The 18,218-nt window shown below is 64.8% G+C and carries 18 protein-coding genes; 5 read left to right on the forward strand and 13 right to left on the reverse strand.

Translation table 11 applies throughout. The features are described 5' to 3' along the window. Positions 1-140 precede the first annotated feature (140 nt). Positions 141-1,838, forward strand: coding sequence for an SGNH family hydrolase (locus QSV46_RS06860; protein ID WP_314948337.1), 1,698 nt, complete (start codon positions 141-143; stop codon positions 1,836-1,838). Between the two features lie 187 nt (positions 1,839-2,025). On the opposite strand, the gene QSV46_RS06865 is transcribed toward QSV46_RS06860, so the two are convergent. Together QSV46_RS06865 and QSV46_RS06870 are read right to left on the reverse strand one after the other, a co-directional pair. Continuing rightward, positions 2,026-2,400 carry a CsbD family protein gene (locus QSV46_RS06865; protein ID WP_314948339.1) on the reverse strand — a complete coding sequence of 125 codons (375 nt, stop codon included), beginning with the start codon at positions 2,398-2,400 and terminating at the stop codon, positions 2,026-2,028. Positions 2,401-2,463: 63 nt separating this feature from the next. Next, complete coding sequence (locus tag QSV46_RS06870; RefSeq protein ID WP_314948341.1) at positions 2,464-3,201, reverse strand: SDR family oxidoreductase; 738 nt, start codon at positions 3,199-3,201, stop codon at positions 2,464-2,466. Positions 3,202-3,309: 108 nt separating this feature from the next. On the opposite strand from QSV46_RS06870, the gene QSV46_RS06875 reads away from it, so the two are divergent. Further along, positions 3,310-4,089: an SDR family NAD(P)-dependent oxidoreductase gene (locus tag QSV46_RS06875; RefSeq protein WP_314948342.1), complete on the forward strand. Its 780-nt coding sequence runs from the start codon at positions 3,310-3,312 to the stop codon at positions 4,087-4,089. A 98-nt stretch (positions 4,090-4,187) separates the two neighbouring features. Further along, entirely contained in the window at positions 4,188-5,075 is an 888-nt protein-coding gene (locus QSV46_RS06880) for a TauD/TfdA family dioxygenase (RefSeq protein ID WP_314948344.1), read from the forward strand. A 222-nt stretch (positions 5,076-5,297) separates the two neighbouring features. On the opposite strand, the gene QSV46_RS06885 is transcribed toward QSV46_RS06880, so the two are convergent. Continuing rightward, positions 5,298-5,942 carry a YqgE/AlgH family protein gene (locus QSV46_RS06885; protein ID WP_314948347.1) on the reverse strand — a complete coding sequence of 215 codons (645 nt, stop codon included), beginning with the start codon at positions 5,940-5,942 and terminating at the stop codon, positions 5,298-5,300. A 142-nt stretch (positions 5,943-6,084) separates the two neighbouring features. Here QSV46_RS06885 and QSV46_RS06890 point away from each other — a divergent pair, with 142 nt between their 5' ends. Both QSV46_RS06890 and QSV46_RS06895 read left to right on the forward strand, forming a co-directional pair. After that, a complete protein-coding gene (locus QSV46_RS06890) occupies positions 6,085-6,924 on the forward strand; it encodes a protein-disulfide reductase DsbD domain-containing protein (RefSeq protein WP_314948348.1) in 840 nt (279 codons plus the stop codon). Between the two features lie 215 nt (positions 6,925-7,139). After that, complete coding sequence (locus QSV46_RS06895) at positions 7,140-8,507, forward strand: flippase (protein WP_314948351.1); 1,368 nt, start codon at positions 7,140-7,142, stop codon at positions 8,505-8,507. Between the two features lie 141 nt (positions 8,508-8,648). On the opposite strand, the gene QSV46_RS06900 is transcribed toward QSV46_RS06895, so the two are convergent. From QSV46_RS06900 to QSV46_RS06945, 10 genes are all read right to left on the reverse strand, one after another. Continuing rightward, positions 8,649-9,437 (reverse strand): 3-hydroxybutyrate dehydrogenase, encoded by a 789-nt coding sequence (locus tag QSV46_RS06900; protein WP_314948354.1) that lies wholly within the window; start codon positions 9,435-9,437, stop codon positions 8,649-8,651. Between the two features lies 1 nt (position 9,438). Beyond that, positions 9,439-10,614 carry a patatin-like phospholipase family protein gene (locus tag QSV46_RS06905; protein WP_314948358.1) on the reverse strand — a complete coding sequence of 392 codons (1,176 nt, stop codon included), beginning with the start codon at positions 10,612-10,614 and terminating at the stop codon, positions 9,439-9,441. A gap of 78 nt (positions 10,615-10,692) precedes the next feature. Then, a complete protein-coding gene (locus QSV46_RS06910) occupies positions 10,693-11,196 on the reverse strand; it encodes a CAP domain-containing protein (protein ID WP_314948360.1) in 504 nt (167 codons plus the stop codon). Between the two features lie 201 nt (positions 11,197-11,397). Further along, positions 11,398-12,432: a sulfate ABC transporter ATP-binding protein gene (locus QSV46_RS06915; RefSeq protein WP_314948363.1), complete on the reverse strand. Its 1,035-nt coding sequence runs from the start codon at positions 12,430-12,432 to the stop codon at positions 11,398-11,400. Next, a complete protein-coding gene (gene cysW / locus QSV46_RS06920; RefSeq protein WP_314948365.1) occupies positions 12,422-13,333 on the reverse strand; it encodes a sulfate ABC transporter permease subunit CysW in 912 nt (303 codons plus the stop codon). Before cysW ends, QSV46_RS06915 begins: the two co-directional genes overlap by 11 nt. A gap of 9 nt (positions 13,334-13,342) precedes the next feature. Continuing rightward, positions 13,343-14,179 carry a sulfate ABC transporter permease subunit CysT gene (cysT, locus tag QSV46_RS06925; protein ID WP_314948368.1) on the reverse strand — a complete coding sequence of 279 codons (837 nt, stop codon included), beginning with the start codon at positions 14,177-14,179 and terminating at the stop codon, positions 13,343-13,345. 36 nt (positions 14,180-14,215) lie between these two features. Then, positions 14,216-15,205 carry a sulfate ABC transporter substrate-binding protein gene (locus tag QSV46_RS06930; protein WP_314948370.1) on the reverse strand — a complete coding sequence of 330 codons (990 nt, stop codon included), beginning with the start codon at positions 15,203-15,205 and terminating at the stop codon, positions 14,216-14,218. 124 nt (positions 15,206-15,329) lie between these two features. Then, on the reverse strand, positions 15,330-16,061 hold the full coding sequence (locus tag QSV46_RS06935; protein ID WP_314948373.1) for a phosphoadenylyl-sulfate reductase: 732 nt from the start codon (positions 16,059-16,061) through the stop codon (positions 15,330-15,332). Next, the gene (locus QSV46_RS06940) at positions 16,058-16,573 is read right to left on the reverse strand and encodes a DUF934 domain-containing protein (protein WP_314948376.1); all 516 of its coding nucleotides are present in this window, start codon (positions 16,571-16,573) and stop codon (positions 16,058-16,060) included. The genes QSV46_RS06935 and QSV46_RS06940 overlap by 4 nt, the downstream gene beginning before the upstream one ends. Next, a complete protein-coding gene (locus QSV46_RS06945) occupies positions 16,560-18,215 on the reverse strand; it encodes a nitrite/sulfite reductase (protein ID WP_314948379.1) in 1,656 nt (551 codons plus the stop codon). The genes QSV46_RS06940 and QSV46_RS06945 overlap by 14 nt, the downstream gene beginning before the upstream one ends. Positions 18,216-18,218 lie beyond the last annotated feature (3 nt).

Genomic DNA, 18,218 nt, shown 5'->3' on the forward strand with positions numbered 1-18,218 from the left:
GCCTTGACGGGGGCGGCCGATCCCCGTGTATGGCCTAGAGACCAAAAGAAAATCTGCGAGAGAATCTGCCCGTTTGCGGCCGGATTCCGTTATTATATTGACTCCTCGTTCCAATCCCCATTGCGCGTGCCCGAGATCGCATGTCGAAGCCCAGGCCCCAGTTCAAGTCCCTGTTCAAGGCGCTGACCGAGACCGGCCCGTTGATCGCGCTGGGGACGGCGCTTGCGATTCTGGTCGGGGTCGCCGGACCCGCTTCGGCGCAGTTCTTCAATTTCCCCGGCTTCGGCGGTCCGCCGCAGCGCGCGGCCCCGCCACCACCACGGGGCGGCGGAGGCGGCGGCGGATGGTTCGGCGGCGATTTCTTCGCGCCGTTCCAGCAGCAACAACCGCAGGCGCCGCGGCAGGATTTTTCGCGCGCGCCCGCGCCGGCCAAACGCGACACGGCTGCCGACAAGAACGTGCTGGTGATCGGCGACGGCATGGCCGACTGGCTCGCCTACGGCCTCGAGGATGCCTACACCGAGCAGCCCGACATGGGCGTGATCCGCAAGCACAAGACCACCTCCGGCCTGATCAAGTACCAGCCGAAGGGCGAGCCTTCGGACTGGGCGGCCGCTGCGAAGGGAATTCTGGAGACCGAGAAGCCCGACGTCATCGTCGTCATGCTCGGCCTCAACGACCGCATCGCGATCCGCGAGGCCGCGCCCGAGAAGGCCGTGGACAAGGACAAGAAGAACGACAAGGGCGCGCGCGCAAAACCGCCAGCAAAGCCCGGCGACGCCAAGCCCGACACCGCCGCCAAGCCGGACGACAAGCCGGCTGATGCCGATCTGCCGCAGGATGATGCCGACAACGCCGACACGCCGGCGGCCGCAGCGCCCGAGAAGACCGCGCGCAATCCGAACGGCCTCACCGAATTCCGCGACGAGCGCTGGGTCGAACTGTACGGCAAGAAGATCGAGGAGCTCGCGAACGTCCTCAAGACCAAGGGCGTGCCGGTGCTCTGGGTCGGCCTGCCCGCGATCCGCGGCCCGAAGGGCACCGCGGACATGCTGTTCCTGGATTCGCTCTACCGCGAAGGCGCGGCCAAGGCCGGCATCACCTATGTCGACGTCTGGGACGGCTTTGTCGACGAAGCCGGCCGCTTCCTCCAGAAGGGCCCGGACTTCGAAGGCCAGATCCGCCAGCTCCGCAGCTATGACGGCGTCTATTTCACCAAGCCCGGCGCACGCAAGCTCGCCCACTATGTCGAGCGCGAGATCACGCGCCTGCTCGCGGGACGCTCCGGTCCTATCGCGCTGCCGAGCGAGCCCGCGACCCCCGACACCAGCGCCGAACCCGGCAAGCCCGCACCGCGGCCGCTGGCGGGCCCGATCGTGCCGCTGGTCGCGGCCTCGATCTCGACCGATCAATTGCTGGGTGGGCCGGGCTCGCGTCCTGCCACCGTCGATGCGCTTGCTGCAAGGACGATGGTGAAGGGCGAGCCGCTGGCGGCTCCGGCCGGACGGGCCGACGATTATGTCTGGCCGCGCCGCGAGGTCGGCCGCGAGCAAGCCAAGGGCGACACGCCGATGGCGGCGACGACGCCCGGCGGCGGCGCAGCTTCCGGTTCGCCGGGCGCTGCCGCTGCGATCGCGCCGCAAAAGCTCGCGCCGAAGAAGCCACCAGTGCAGCAGCAACCTGCACAGGCCCAGCCTTCAGTGCGCGATTTCTTCGGCTTCGGCTCTCCACAGCCACCGCCGCGTCAGTTGGCGCCGGCGCCGCGCAACCCGAATCCCAACCCAGCGATCCCGCGTCCGCCGGGCAATGTCGGGCGGTCGGCGGAAGTGTTCCGCTAATTTCTAAGCTGAGGTCTCGTGTCCCGGACGCGCTGCAGCGTGAAACGCTGCTGCGCAGAGCCGGGACCCAGCACGTCCGACAGTCTCAAAAAAAGGGCCCCGGCTCAGCAATGCAGCGTTTCCGGACGATGCTACGCATCGCCTAGGCTGCATTGCGTCCGGGGCACGAGAGATCGAGCTACAACGACTAGCCGTAATAGCGCCAGCGCTGCGGCGGGCGCCGAGCGGGGCGCGACATCAGCAGCGCGAGCGCGAAGCCGATGCCGCCGGCGACGAGCAGCGCGCCGACCGGGTTGTCCTGCACCTTCTGCGCGATCGCCTGCGAGCCGTCGCGGAAAGTTTCGGCCGGCTTTTCGTAGGCGTCCTTGGCGTAGCTTGCCGCGGTGTCCGTAGCGTCGCGCACGGCATCCTTGGCCTGGCCGTAGAGATTTTGCACAGCGCCGGCGGCTTCGCGCGCCTTGCCTGACGCCTGCGTCTTCGCATCTCCGGCCATCTCGCCCACTGTACCTTCCACGCCGCCCGCCACTTCCTTTGCTGATCCGATAATCCGATCCGCGTCCATGATAATCCTCCTCGGTGATCAGCCGGAGTAACCGATCAGAAGCAACACGGTTCCTTGCATTGCCTAGAGAATGAGCCCGCCATCGACGACCAGTGTCTGGCCGATCATGTAGGAGGACAGCGGCGAGGCCAGGAACAGGGCCGCGCCAGCCATGTCAGCCGGCGTGCCCAATCGCCGCAGTGGAATGCGCGACAGCGCGTCTTCGAGCCGCTTGGGATTGTCGGTCGTCACCTTCGTCATCTTGGTGTCGACGAGTCCGGGGGCGATGCCGTTGACGCGGATGCCGTCCTCGGCCCAGGCTTCACCCAGCGTCCGCGTCAATCCGACCGCGCCGGTCTTCGAGGCGTTGTAGGCAGGATTGCCCATGGTGGAATGATAGGCCGCGGTCGACGACACCACGATCAGCGCGCCCCTGGCATCCCGCAACATGGAATGAAACCGCGTCGCGCAGGCCATCAGGCTCATCAGATTGACCTCGACGACCTTGCGGAAGCCAGCCATCTCGAATTCGCCGCGGCGATACAGCACCGCGCCCTGCGCGAGCACGAGCACGTCGAGCCGCTCGAAGGACGGCGTGAACGCTTCGATCGCGCCGGGATTGCTGACATCGAGCTGCGCGTAGGCGAGGCCGCTGAGATCGGAGCCTTCCTCCGCAAGGTAGTCCGCGGGGAGGGCACGCGTGCCGCACACCGCGACGTGCGCGCCCCGGACGCGAAAGGCCTGCGCGATGCCGTTGCCGATACCGCTGGAACCGCCGACCACCAACACCTGCCTGCCTGAGAAATCCAGCTCGTTCGCCATCGCGACCTCCCCTTTGCGCTGCTTTATTGTGCTTGTTTGACCTGTCTGCGGATCGATGCCAGCCTTGTCAATCGCATAACAAGAAACAAGATCCCGCGAGGAAACAGCATGTCCGACTTCAAGCAGCTCAGCCGGTCGGTGAAGGGCCTGACCGTCCTGGTCACGGGTGCAGCGAGCGGCATGGGACGCGCGACCGCGCGCGTGTTCGCCGCCGAAGGCGCGAACGTCGCCGTCACCGATTATGACGAGCAGGGCGCGCTGGCGGTCGCGAAGCAGGTCGAGGCGAGCGGCGGTTCGGCCAAGGCGTGGAAGCTCGACGTCGCCGAGGGCGGCGAGATCAAGCGCGTGGTTGGTGACGTCGCTGCGCATTTCGGCGGGCTCGACATCGTCGTCAACAATGCCGGCATCTCCGTGCGCGTCGCGATCGACGACGAGGCTTATGAAGACGCCTGGGCCAGGGGCATCGCCGTGATGCTGACGGCGCATCCGCGCATCATCCGCGCCGCGCTGCCGCACTTGCGCAAGTCGAAGAGCCCGCGCATCGTCAACATCGCCTCGACCGAGGCGCTCGGCGCCACCGCGTTGCACAGCCCCTATTCGGCGGCGAAGGGCGGCGTGGCGAGCCTCACCCGCTCGCTCGCGGTCGAGCTCGGCCGCGACGGCATCACCGTCAACTGCATCTGCCCGGGACCGATCCGCACCGCGATCACCGACCGCATCTCCGAGGAGCACAAGACCATCTACGCCAAGCGCCGCACCGCACTCGGCCGCTACGGCGACCCCGAGGAGGTCGCGCATATGACGCTCAGCCTGTGCCTGCCGGCGGCATCCTTCCTGACCGGCGCGGTAATTCCGGTCGACGGCGGCCTGATGGCGCGCAACGCGTGAGGGGTATGCTGCCTGAGCGTTGACAACGCCGGGTGCCGGAGTAGCTTTTTCGCCAACAGAGCGGGAGCAACCGCTCGCGGTCCGCGGGAGAAAACGCCATGACGATCGCCATCCGGCAGCTTCAGACGCATTTTGTCGGCGAGGTTTCGGGCCTCGATCTGCGAAAGCCTCTCACCGAGGCCGAGGCGCGCGAGGTCGAGGCCGCCATGGACAAATATGCGGTGCTCGTCTTCCACGACCAGGACATCACCGATGAACAGCAGATGGCCTTTGCACTGAATTTCGGCCAGCGCGAGGACGCGCGCGGCGGCACTGTCACCAAGGAGAAGGACTACCGGCTCCAGTCAGGGCTCAACGACGTCTCCAATCTCGGCAAGGACGGCAGGCCGCTGGCGAAGGACAGCCGCGCGCATCTGTTCAACCTCGGCAACTGCCTGTGGCATTCCGACAGCTCGTTCCGTCCCATCCCGGCAAAATTCTCGCTGCTGTCGGCGCGCGTGGTGAACCCGAAGGGCGGCAACACCGAATTCGCCGACATGCGCGCGGCCTATGACGCGCTGGACGACGAGACCAAGGCCGAGATCGAGGACCTCGTCTGCGAGCACTCGCTGATGTATTCGCGCGGATCGCTCGGCTTCACCGAATATACCGACGAGGAAAAGGAGATGTTCAAACCGGTGCTGCAACGGCTGGTGCGAACCCATCCGGTGCATCGCCGCAAGTCGCTTTATCTGTCATCGCATGCCGGCAAGATCGTCGGCATGAGCGTGCCGGAGGGCCGGCTCTTGCTGCGCGATCTCAACGAGCACGCGACGCAGAGCGAGTTCGTCTACGTCCATAAATGGAGGCTGCATGATCTCGTGATGTGGGACAACCGCCAGACCATGCACCGCGTCCGCCGTTACGACCAGTCCCAGCCCCGCGACATGCGCCGCGCCACGGTGGCGGGGACGGAGCCGAGGGTGCAGCAGCAGGCGGCGGAGTAGGTACGGCATTCTCCGCTGTCGTCCCGGACAAGCGCAGCTCTAGATAACGCGCAGCGTTATTTTGAGCGGAGCGCTGATCCGGGACCCATAGCCACAGGGTGTGGTTTGGCGAAGACTCGTGGTGACCAGCCTGCCTCAAACTCCACCGTGGGGTTATGGGTCCCGGATCTGCGCGCGCTAAGGCGCGCTTGTCCGGGACGACAACGGAGGATGTAGCACGAGCTACGCGTGTCCCGCCTCGTTCGAGAGCATGCCGGGATCGATGCCGATCTTGCGCAGGGCGCGCGAATACTTTTCGTCGACATCGTCGCCGAAGATCAAATCCGAATCCGCATCGCAATGCAGCCAGCCGTTGCTCTGGATCTCGGTCTCGAGCTGGCCCGGAGCCCAGCCGGCATAGCCGAGCGCGAGGATAGCGTGCTTGGGACCGGAGCCGCTGGCAATCGCGCGCAGGATGTCGACGGTTGCGGTCAGGCAGACGCCGTCGTCGATCCGGAGCGTCGCGTTCTCGATATAGAAGTCGCTGGAATGCAGCACGAAGCCGCGGCCGGTATCGACCGGCCCGCCCCGCAGCACCTTCATGCTTTCGGCATTCTCCGGCAGCTTGATGTGCTCGCCCTTCTTGATGATGCCGAGCTGCTCCAGGAGTTCGGGGAAATCGATGCTGCCGGCCGGATGGTTGACGATGATGCCCATCGCTCCCTCCGCGGAATGGGCGCAGAGATAGATCACCGAGCGTTCGAAGCGGGAATCGCCCATCACGGGCATCGCAATCAAGAGCTGGCCGTCGAGATAGCCGGCCGCGTTCGGGAGCGCAGGGCCCGCGCTGCGGGTGCTTTCGCCCGTCCTTTTGCCTGTGGGAGCCATCGGTGAAGCACTCCGGTTTCAGTTCCTATCCTGATGTCGGGCCGGTCCGCTGTCAAATCAAGGCTTGCAGAGACTCGATTCAGGTGCATCCATCACACGCAATTCAATGGTTTGCCCCGGGGAGGCCCTGTAAAGACGTGCCATGTTGACAAGAGTTCCAATGCGCGCGGCGATTGGCGTCGCGACAAGCCTGCTTGCGTCATCGCTGGCGCTTGCCGCCCGCGCCGACGACGCCTCGCCGTGGCAGCGCGACGGACATTCCGCGGTGCGGCTGCTCGCGGGATCGCGCAGCGGTACGGTCCTGCTCGGCGGCATCTCCTTCCAGCTCCAGCAGGGATGGAAGACCTACTGGCGCATGCCCGGCGATTCCGGCGTTCCGCCGCGGTTCGATTTCTCGAAGTCGGATAATGTCGAAGCGGTGACGGTGATGTGGCCGGCGCCGTTGAAATTCGACGATGGCGCGGGCGGCCATTCGATCGGCTATCATGGCCAGATCGTGCTGCCGTTGCGTATCGTGCCCAAGGCCGCCGACAAGCCGGTGACGCTGCGCGCCGAGATCAACTATGCGGTGTGCGAAAAACTCTGCATTCCCGTCGAGGCCAGTCTCGAGCTCGGCTTCAACAACGTCGCCTCGACCGAGGATGTCAATCTGCGCGCGGCGCTCGACACCGTGCCGAAGCCCGCCACGATCGGCGACCCCAATCCGCTGACCATCCGCGACGTCAGGCGTGAAGGGCCCAAAAACGTGGTGGTCGACGTGGTCGCGCCTGACAGCCGCAACGTCAACCTGTTCGTGGAGGGGCCGACGCTCGACTGGTCGCTGCCGATCCCCAAACCGGTCGAGCCGAGCCCGCCGGGCGTCAAGCGCTTCTCCTTCGAGCTCGACGGACTGCCGCCGGGCGCCAAGCCCGACGACGCGGCGCTGAAGTTCACGCTGGTCGGGCCGGAGAAATCGTACGAGTTCAATACGAATCTGAAGTAGTTGTCGCCCTGGCGAAAAGCCGGGACAACGGCGAGTGAGTTGTTCGGCTGCCGCTCCACATTCAGCTGTCGTCCCGGACAAGCGTAGCGCAGATCCGGGACGACACTGCGGATGGGAGGCCCACCCAACCGAATCTTAACGAATGGTTGCTAATTCCCAAGGCTGCTGCGGCAAGTCTGCCGCAGCCATGCGCGTGCGCCCCGGGATTGTTCGAATTGGCCGTGATGGATGCAGAGCCCGCAACGACCGGACCGGCCGGGCTGATCGCGCGGCTGCGCGACAAGCTCTCGGGCGGCTCGAGCGAGGCATCGCTGACGCGGCGGCTGGCCGGCACCATCTTCATCATTCGCGTCATCAGCGCCGGGCTCGCCTATTTCTCGCAGGTCCTGCTGGCGCGCTGGATGGGCACGTCCGACTACGGCATCTATGTGTATGTCTGGACCTGGGTGCTGCTGCTCGGCAGCATGATGGATTTCGGCATCTCCGCATCCGCTCAGAAGATTATTCCCGAGTACCGCGCCGCCGGCGCACACGCGTTGCTACGCGGCTTTCTCTCCGGCAGCCGCTGGCTGACTTTTGCCGTTTCCGCGCTGGTGTCGTTTGGCCTCGCCGGTATCGTGAGGCTGCTGTCGCCCTGGATCGATCCAGCCGAGGTGCTGCCGCTCTATATCGGCTGCATGACGCTGCCCGCCTTCGTCGTCGCCAACACCCAGGACGGCATCGCGCGCTCGCATGACTGGATGCAGCTCGGATTGATGCCGCAATTCATCATCCGCCAGGCGCTGATCATCGGCATCACGACTGTCGCCTTCCTGCTCGGCTACCATCTCGGCGCGGTCGCCGCGATGGTTGCGAGCGCTGGCGCCGTGTGGATCGCGATGACCGGGCAGATGGTGGTGCTGAACCGCAAGCTCGCCGGTCATGTGGAGCCGGGCCCCAAGGCCTACGACATCGGCGGCTGGCTCGCAGTGTCGCTGCCGATTCTGCTGGTCGAGAGCTTCTACCTGCTGCTGTCCTACACCGACGTGCTGGTGCTGCAGCAGTTCCGCCCGTCCGAGGAGGTCGGCGTCTACTTTGCCGTGGTGAAGACGCTGGCGCTGGTCTCGTTCATCCACTACGCGATGTCGGCAACGACGGCGCACCGCTTCGCCGAATACAACGCAGCTGGCGACAAGGCGCGCCTGTCGGCCTATGTGACGCATGCCATCAACTGGACGTTCTGGCCGTCGCTGGCGGCGACCATCGTACTGCTCGCGCTCGGCAAGCCGCTGCTCTGGCTGTTCGGGCCGCAGTTCACGGTCGGCTACGACATCATGTTCGTCGCCGCGTTCGGGCTCGTGGTGCGCGCAGCAATCGGTCCGGTCGAGCGCCTGCTCAACATGTTAGGTGAGCAGAAGATCTGCGCGCTGGCCTACGCGCTGGCCTTCGCGATGAATCTGGTGCTCTGCATCGCGCTGGTGCCGCGCTTCGGCGGCCATGGCGCCGCCGCCGCGACCTCGATCTCGCTCAGCTTCGAGACGGTGCTGCTATTCTGGATCGTGCGGCAGCGGCTGGGGCTTCATGTGCTGGCGTTCGGCAAATAGACGACGAAACGCCACCCCGCTCTCGCTGTCATCGCCCGGCTTGACCGGGCGATCCAGCATTCCGGCGACCGCTTTGATTAGGCCGAGAGGCCGCGGCGTACTGGATGCCCCGGTCAAGCCGGAGCATGACAGAGAACGGCCCTACTCCGCCGTCCAGCCGCCGTCGATCGACAGGTTGGTGCCGGTGATCTGCGCGGCGTCGTCACCGCACAGGAACAGCGCGAGGGCTGCGACCTGCTCGGAGGTGACGAACTCCTTGGTCGGCTGCGCATCGAGCAGCACGTCATTGATGACCTGCTCGCGCGTCAGATTGCGCGCCTTCATCGTGTCGGGGATCTGCTTCTCGACCAGCGGCGTCCAGACATAGCCGGGGCTGATGCAGTTGCAGGTGATCTTGTGGGTCGCGACCTCCAGCGCCACGGTCTTGGTCAGGCCGGCGATGCCGTGCTTGGCCGACACATAGGCCGATTTGAAGGGCGAGGCGACCAGCGAGTGCGCCGACGCGGTGTTGATGATGCGGCCCCAGCCCTTCTTCTTCATGCCGGGGACGGCGGCGCGGATGGCATGGAACGCCGAGGACAGGTTGATCGCGATGATCTGGTCCCACTTCTCGACCGGGAACTCCTCGATCGGCGAGACGAACTGGATGCCGGCATTGTTGACGATGATGTCGACCGAGCCAAAGCTCTTCTCGCCGAGCGCGATCATCCCCGCGATCTCCGCCGGCTTGGTCATGTCGGCGGGTGAATAGACCGCCTTCACCCCAAAGTCCGACTCGATCTTTGCGCGCTCCTTCTCGATGTCCTCCGGCGAGCCGAAGCCGTTGATGACGACATTGGCGCCGGCGGCTGCGAACGCACGCGCATAGGCAAGGCCAATGCCGCTGGTCGAACCGGTGACGACGGCGTTCTTGCCTGACAGACTACCCATCTTATTCGCTCCTGTTTGGCGGGGTCGCAGTGACGTCCCCCGTGAGATCGTAGGTCACCATGGTCTGGCCGGACTGCGGCTTCTCGAGCCAGTCCTTGTGGCGCATCGACAGATGCACGTCGCGCACGCCGGCTTCCCAATGCTCGACCATGGCGACATGAGAGAAGTCGTAATCCTTGGAGGAGGATTCGTAGTTCTTGCTGCGATAGATCAGATGCACCACGGTGACGGTGCTTTCACGCGATACCTTCGCAAGGAATTCCACGGAAGGGTCGTTCTTCAGATAATCGGGCAATTTGGAAATCAGGTCGCGCACGGCCCTGCGGGCGTTGTGGATCTGCTTGTTCTTGTCGGTGTTCATCCGCGTGCGGCTGGAAAAGCGGATATCCTTCTCGCGCTCGTTGGCCTCGAGCAGCGAATTCGGCAGGTCGCCGCGCGCGGAAAACAAATCGACCTGAAAGATCAGCATGTCGCGCTCGACTTCGGCATCGAGCACATAGTCGAGCGGCGTGTTGGACGCGATGCCGCCGTCCCAGTAATGCTCGCCGTCGATGATGACGGACGGAAAGCCCGGCGGCAGCGCACCGGAGGCCATGATGTGCTCGGGGCCGATTTTCTTGCCGAGCTTCTTGAACTCGTAATTGTCGAAATACTTGAAATTGCCCGAGGTGACGCCGACGGCGCCGACCGAGAGCCGCGTCTTCAGATCGTTGATGCGGTCGAAATCGACCAGCCGCTCCAGCGTCTTCTTCAGCGGTGCGGTGTCGTAATAGCTCTCGGCCTGCGGGCTGCCGGGCGGCCACAGCGGCGCGGGCGGGAGGCGCGGGACGAAGAAGCCGGGGACGCCGAAGGTCGCGATCAGCGCGGCACTGGTCGAATTGAACAGCTCGCGGCTGTGATCACTCTTGCCGATCGGCTTCCACGGCACCGGCGCCGACACCATCTCCCAGAATTCCTTGAGCCGCTTGACGCGGGCATGCCCCTCGTTGCCGGCGATGATGGCGGCGTTGACCGCGCCGATCGAGATGCCGGCAACCCATTCCGGCTCGAAACCATAGCCGCACAGCGCTTGACAGGCGCCGGCCTGATAGGAGCCGAGCGCACCGCCGCCCTGGAGCACCAGGACACGTTGCGCGTTCGCGGGGATGCTGGCGACTTCCGGGCTATGATCGGTCATACGGGAACATTAGCAGATGGCGGGCGACCGTGGCGACAGTCCGCCGCGGCGTCAATGCATCCCGGGATCAAGTCTGGCTTATCGAGGGTCGGTCGATGCCAGGATCATGGTCCAGAACACCTTGTATTTGGTGCCTGGAGCATAGCCCGCCGCGATGCCCAATTTTGTGACACCGCTCTTGAGCATGTTGGCGCGGTGCGGGGGCGAGTCGCGCCAGCCGGAAAACGCTTCCGCCAGCGTATGATAGCCGGCCGACACGTTCTCGACCGCCACGGTGGCGGGATAGCCGCCTGCGGCCAGGCGCTTGGCGAGCGGCGCGCGCACGTCATGGTCCATCTTGTTGGCCGCCGCCATGGCCTGGGACTGGGATTCGGCGAGCCGCATCAAATCGGGGTCGATCACGACGGTGCCGAGGGCGTTGTTCTGGCGATATTGCGAGATCATGATCGCGGCCGCCTGCGCATCGAGCTTGGCGCCCGGGACGGCCATGTCGGCATACATCGACGGCTGCTGGACCGGCGCTTCGTTGCCGGCGCAGCCGGCCAGAAGCAAAATGATGAGTATCGCGGCCGCAGCGCGCATGAATCGAGCCCCCAAAGGAAGGGCCGTTGTTGCATATCAACCGTGGCTGAAAGGTGAATTTTGAAGAAAATCGTTCCTGTCACTCCGGGGCAGCGCTGAGCGCTGAACCCGGAATCTCGCGCCACAACCTCGATATTCTCCGGTGCGCAATTGCGCACCATAGTTCGACGCTACGCATCGCCCCGGAATGACGGCGGACTTCTAACCCGCAAAGATCCGGTAACGTCGAGGTTCCAGGCCGATCGTGTCGCCGGCGCGCAGTTCCCTGCCGCGTGGCGCATCGATCTCGATCGTTTGCCCGCCCGACAGTGCGACCTCGGCGCGTTGTACGGGGCCGAAATTGCGGACATGCTGCACGGCGCCCTCGAAGGCGCCGCTCCCGGGCGGGCCGACCAGCATGTCGTGTCGCCGTACGAATAGTTTTGACGCGCCAGGCGTAAGCCCGTCCGCCGCGAGCCGGAGCGGCTGGTCGCCAAGCCTGATCACGCCGGCCTCGACCTGGACCGGCAGCTCGATCGACTCGCCGATGAAGCCGTGGACGAACGCGGTCGCCGGGGTCTCATAGACATCATCGGGCGAGCCGATCTGCTCGATCCTGCCCTTGTCCATCACCACGACGCGGTTGGCGACTTCCAGCGCCTCTTCCTGGTCGTGGGTGACGAAGATCGAGGTGACGTTGATCTCATGGTGTAGCGAGCGCAGCCATCTGCGCAGCTCCTTGCGCACCTTGGCGTCGAGCGCGCCGAACGGCTCGTCCAGCAGCAGGATGCGCGGTTCGATCGCGAGCGCGCGGGCGAGCGCGATGCGCTGGCGCTGGCCGCCGGAGAGCTGGCTCGGATAGCGGTCGGCGAGCCAGTCGAGCTGGACGAGGTCGAGCAGCTCTTTGACGCGCGCCCGGATGGTGGCCTCGTCCTTGCGGACCGCGCGCGGCTGCACGCGCAGGCCGAAGGCGACGTTCTCGAACACGGTCATGTGGCGGAACAGCGCGTAATGCTGAAACACGAAACCGACATGGCGTTCGCGCGCGCCCTGCGCCAGCGCGTCCTCGCCGTTGAAGGCGACATCGCCGGAATCCGGCCAGTCGAGGCCGGCGATGATGCGCAGCAGCGTCGTCTTGCCGGAGCCTGAGGGGCCGAGCAGCGCCAGCAGCTCGCCATTGTCGACCTTGAGGTCGACGCCGTCGAGAGCTTTGAAAGTGCCGAATTTCTTGACGAGATTCCTGACTTCAATGGTCATTGACGTCTTGTCCTTCGTCGAGGTGACGTTCGAGAACGGTCTTGGCGATCAGCGTGATCAGCGCCAGCATCGCCAGCAGCGAGGCGATCGCGAAGGCGGCGACGAACTGGTATTCGTTGTAGAGGATCTCGACCAGCAGCGGCATGGTGTTGGTCTCGCCGCGGATATGGCCCGAGACGACGGAGACCGCGCCGAACTCGCCCATCGCGCGCGCGTTGCAGAGCAGGACGCCGTAGAGCACGCCCCATTTGATGTTGGGCAGCGTGACGCGGAAGAAGGTCTGCAAGCCGGAGGCGCCGAGCGAGATCGCGGCCTCCTCCTCCTGCGTGCCCTGCTCCTGCATCAAGGGGATCAGTGCGCGCGCCACGAAGGGGAAGGTCACGAAGGTGGTGGCGAGCGCGATGCCGGGCACCGCGAACAGGATCTGGATGTCGTGATCCCTCAGCCAGCCGCCGAAATAGCCCTGCGCGCCGAACAGCAGCACGAAGACCAGGCCCGAGATCACCGGGCTCACCGAGAACGGCAGATCGATCAGCGTGATCAGGAAGGTCTTGCCCGGAAAATCGAATTTTGCGATGGCCCAGGCGGCGACCAGGCCGAACACCAGATTGAGGCCGACCGAGATCGCGGCGACCAGCAGCGTCAGCTTGATCGCGGCCAGCGCCTCCGGCTCGGCCAGCGCGGCGAAATACGCAAGAATCCCTTTCGAGAAGGCATGCGCGAACACGACCACCAGCGGCAGCACGACGAAAACGGAAAGGAACAACACTGCCAGGGTGATGATGACGATGCGTACCGCCCTCGGCTCGGTGCGAAGGTTGTCGCGCGCGGCCTCCGCATGTGCACGCGCCTTGGCCTCCGACGGGGACAGCGAAACGGATTCTGCGATCTGCATCGTCATGATCCGCCCTCAGCGCGCCGGGATCCGGCTCTGCGCCCAGCGCTGGAGCCGGTTGACGGCGAAGATGATGACAAAGGACACGACGAGCATGACCACCGCAATCGCGGTCGCATCGGCGTAGCGGAATTCGGAGAGCCGGATCACGATCAGCAGCGGCGCGATCTCGGAGACGTTAGGCAGATTGCCGGCGATGAAGATCACCGAGCCGTATTCGCCGACGGCGCGGGCGAAGGCGAGCGCAAGCCCGGTGAGCAGCGCCGGTGCGAGCGAGGGCAGGATCACGCGGATGATGGTCTGCCAGCGGCTCGCCCCCAGGCTTCCCGCGGCCTCCTCGATCTCGGGGTCGAGATCCTGAAGCACCGGCTGCACCGTGCGCACCACGAAGGGAATGCCGATGAAGATCATCGCGACGAAGATGCCGACCGGCGTGAACGCCACCTTGATGCCGAGCGCAGCAAGCGGCGCCCCGAGCCAGCCCTTCTCGGCAAACAGCGCGGTCAGCGCGACGCCGGCGACCGCGGTCGGCAGCGCAAAGGGAACGTCGACGATGGCATCGAACAGCCGCCGGCCGGGGAAACGGTAGCGCACCAGCGCCCAGACGATGATGCTGCCCATGACGAGGTTGACGCTGGCCGCAGCGAAGGCGAGGCCGAACGAGACGCGGAGCGCATTCAGGGTACGGCGGCTGGAGAGGATATTCCAGAACTGCTCCGGGCTCAGCTCCAGCGATTTCAGGAACAACCCGGCCAGCGGAATCAGGATGATGACCGACAGCCAGGACAGCGTCAGTCCCATGGTGAGACCGAAGCCCGGCAATGTCCGGCGTCGTGCTGCGAATGCGCTCACCAGGCCCCCTGCTACAGCCCCTCCGACAGCGCCCGATCAGTTCTTGTAGATCTGATCAAAGACGCCGCCGTCGGCAAAATGTTCCTTCTGCGCCTTGGCCCAACCACCGAAAACGTCGTCGATCGTAAATAGTTCAACCTTGGCGAAGGCGTTTTCGTACTTTTTGGCGACCTCGGGATCGCGCGGACGGTAGAAATTGCGCGCCGCGATCTCCTGACCTTCCTTGGTATACCAATATTGCAGGTAGGCGTCAGCAACGCTGCGAGTGCCCTTGCGGTCCACGACCTTGTCGACGACCGCGACCGGCGGCTCCGCCAGGATGGACTGGCGGGGCGCGACGATCTCGAATTTCTCGGGACCAAATTCCTTCAGGGCGAGGAACGCCTCGTTCTCCCAGGCAAGCAGGACATCGCCGACGCCGCGCTCGACGAAGGTCACGGTCGCGCCACGCGCACCGGTGTCGAGCACCGGCACCTGCTGATAGAGTTTGCCAATAAATTCCTTGGCCTTGTCGGCAGAGCCGAGCTTCTTCTGGGCATAGCCCCACGCTGCGAGATAATTCCAGCGCGCACCGCCTGACGTCTTCGGGTTCGGCGTGATGACGGCGACGCCCGGCTTGATCAGGTCCTCCCAGTCCTTGATGCCCTTCGGATTGCCCTTGCGCACCAGGAACACGATCGTCGAGGTATATGGCGAGGAATTTTGCGGGAGTCTCTTCTGCCAATCGGCGGCGATCAATCCCTTGCCCGCAATCGCGTCGATGTCGTAGGCAAGCGCAAGCGTCACCACGTCCGCCGGCAGGCCATCGATGACGCTGCGCGAGGACGCGCCCGAGCCGTTATGCGACTGCTTGATCTCGACGCTCTTGCCGGTCTCCTTCTGGTAGGCGGTCGCGAACGCCTTGTTGAAGTCGGCATAGAGCTCGCGCGTCGGATCGTACGACACGTTGAGCAGGTTGACGTCAGCCGCGAGAGCCGCGCTTGCCCAGAGGAGGCCTGCCGCGAGCGGGACGATACGGCGCATCATGTCCATCTCCATTTACCTCGACGACATCCGCGTCATCGATGGCATGCGGGCATAACTCGGGGCGAAACGCGCTTAAGTCAACGGAACCGGATTTTCTTGTTCGCAGCGTGACAGCGCGACTGTGCTACGAAGTCTTCATCGTGTGGATGCCGCATTCCGTCTTGGCCCGGCCGCGCCACCGGCCGGCGCGTTCGTCCTCGCCGGCACTGGTCCGGCTGGTGCAAGGCATGCATCCAACGGACAGAAATCCGGACGCAACCAGAGGGTGCCGCGGCAATTTGGCGCGGACGAAAATCGCCTCGAGGTCCTCGCGCGAGACATTGGCGAAGGGATTGAATTTCAACCGCGCGCCGTCGGTCTCGACCACCGGAATGTCGGTGCGCGCATTGCCCTGGAAGCGCTTGCGGCCGTTGAGCCAGGCATCGAACGGCTTCAGTGCGCGCGCCAGCGGTTCCACCTTGCGGATGCGGCAGCAGGCGTCGGGATCGGAGAACCAGAGGTCGCGGTCGGGATCTTCGCGCGACAGCGTCTCCTCGGCCGGCCTGATCGAGCGCACATCCTTCAGGCCCATCGTCGCGATCAGCGTGTCGCGATAGGCCAGCGTCTCCTCGAACAGCCAGCCGGTGTCGAGGAAAATCACGGGGATCGCCGGATCGACGTCCGCCATGACCTTGAGCAGCGTCGCCGATTCCGTCCCGAACGACGATACCAGCGCAAGCTTGTCGCGCCCGACCGCCTTCAGCGCCGCGGCGATGATTTCGGCGGGCGAGGCATCGCGCAAGGCGCGATCGAGCTCCTCCGCTGAAGGCAGCATAGAGACGACCGACGACGAAATCCGAGGCGCGATTGCGTTCACGTGCCGACACCTTCCGAATGACGCAGTTGCATGCGCCGGTGCAGCGCGGTGATGCGGCCATCGCCGGTCGGCTGATAGAACACCGAATAGCGCTTCGCCGTCTGCATGAAGGCTTCGGCGTCGGCCTGCTTCTTGACCTCGAAGGAATCGAATCCGGCGCGCAGCATGAACACGAACTGGTCGCGCAGCACCTGCCCGGTGGCACGCAACTCGCCACGATAGTTGTAGCGCTCGCGCAGCAGCCGCGCCTGGCTGTAGGCGCGCCCGTCACGAAAGGTCGGGAACACCAGCGCAATGGCGGCAACCTTGCCGAGATAGGGCACGAGCTCGTCGATGTCGCGGTTGTTCGGCCAGATCACGCCGACCTTGCCGGCCCGCTTGAGCAACGCATCCGCCTCACCGACGAAACGTTCGGCCGGCACCAGGATGTCGCCGCTCTCGGGCAGCGGTGTATCGACGGCCAGCTTGATAAAACTGTCGGCGGCAATCTTTCCGCCGTTAACGAGTGGCATAGACGCGCTCCTTGAAGGGTTCGACGCCGAGGCGCTTCACCGTGTCGATGAACAGCTCTTCGGGCCGCTCACGCAGCGCAAGATAAGCTTCCACAACGTCCTCGATGACGTCGGCAACCTCGTCGAACTTGACGCCGGGGCCGATCAGATTGCCGAGTGCGGCGCCTTCATCGGCCCGGCCGCCGATGGTGATCTGGTAGACCTCCTCGCCGTTCTTCTCGACGCCGAGAATACCGATATGGCCGACGTGGTGATGACCGCAGGCGTTGATGCAGCCGGAGATGTTGATGTGCAGCCGGCCGATCAAATTGGCGAGCTCGTGGTTAGCGAAGCGCCGCGTCAACTCCTGCGCGATCGGGATCGAGCGCGCATTCGCCAGCGAGCAATAGTCGAGCCCGGGGCAGGCGATGATGTCCGTGATCAGGTTGACGTTCGGCGTCGCGAGGCCGAGCTTGTCGAGCGCCTTCCACAGCGCCGGCAGGTCGCGCTTGGCGACATGCGGCAGCGCGAGGTTCTGCTCGTGGCCGACGCGGATCTCGCCGAAAGAATACTTGTCGGCGAGATCGGCCAGCGCATCCATCTGTTCAGCGGTGGCATCGCCCGGAGGCGCGCCGATCGGCTTCAGCGAGATCGTGACGATGGAATAGCCCGGGTTCTTGTGCGCGGCCACCGAGTTCTTGCGCCATGCCTCGAAATCCGGATCGGCCGCGGCTTGGCGCAGCTCGTCCGGATTGTGCGGCAGCTTCTCGTAATTGGGATAGGTGAAGCGCGAGCGGATGTCCTCGATCACCTCGTCGTCGATCTGGAGCGAGGAGTTGCGGATGTGCTGCCACTCCTCCTCGACCTCGCGCGAGAATTTTTCGATGCCGAGCTCGTGCACCAGGATCTTGATGCGCGCCTTGTAGATATTGTCGCGGCGGCCGTACTGGTTGTAGACCCGCAGGATCGCCTCGATGTAGCTGAGGATGTCGCGACCGTGCACGAAGTGCTTGATGGTCTTGCCGATGAACGGCGTGCGGCCGAGACCGCCGCCGACCAGCACCTCGAAGCCGGTCTCGCTCTTTTCGTTCTTGATCAGCTTCAGCCCGATATCGTGGATCTTGATCGCAACGCGGTCATGGTCCGACGCGGTGATCGCGATCTTGAACTTGCGCGGCAGGAACGAGAATTCCGGATGCAGCGTGGTGTGCTGACGGATCAGCTCCGACCAGATGCGCGGATCCTCGATCTCGCCGGGCGCGACGCCGGCCCACTGGTCCGAGGTGACGTTACGCATGTTATTGCCGGAGGTCTGCATCGCGTGGATGCCGACTTCGGCCAGATCAGCCAGCGCATCCGGCAGCTCGGCGAGCTTGATCCAGTTGAACTGGATGTTCTGCCGCGTGGTGAAATGGCCGTAACCGCGATCGTATTTGCGCGCGACATGGGCGAGCGCCCGCAGCTGGTTCGACGCCAGCGTGCCGTAGGGGATGGCGACGCGGAACATGTAGGCGTGCAGTTGCAGATAAACGCCGTTCTGGAGTCGCAGGATCTTGAACTCGTCCTCGGTGAGCTCGCCGGACAGGCGCCGCTGCACCTGGTCGCGGAACTCCGAGACGCGCTCGTTGACGAGCGTGCGGTCGATTTCGTCGTAAGCATACATAAG

The sequence above is a fragment of the Bradyrhizobium cosmicum genome, assembly GCF_032290525.1.
In the GTDB taxonomy this organism is placed as follows: domain Bacteria; phylum Pseudomonadota; class Alphaproteobacteria; order Rhizobiales; family Xanthobacteraceae; genus Bradyrhizobium; species Bradyrhizobium cosmicum_A.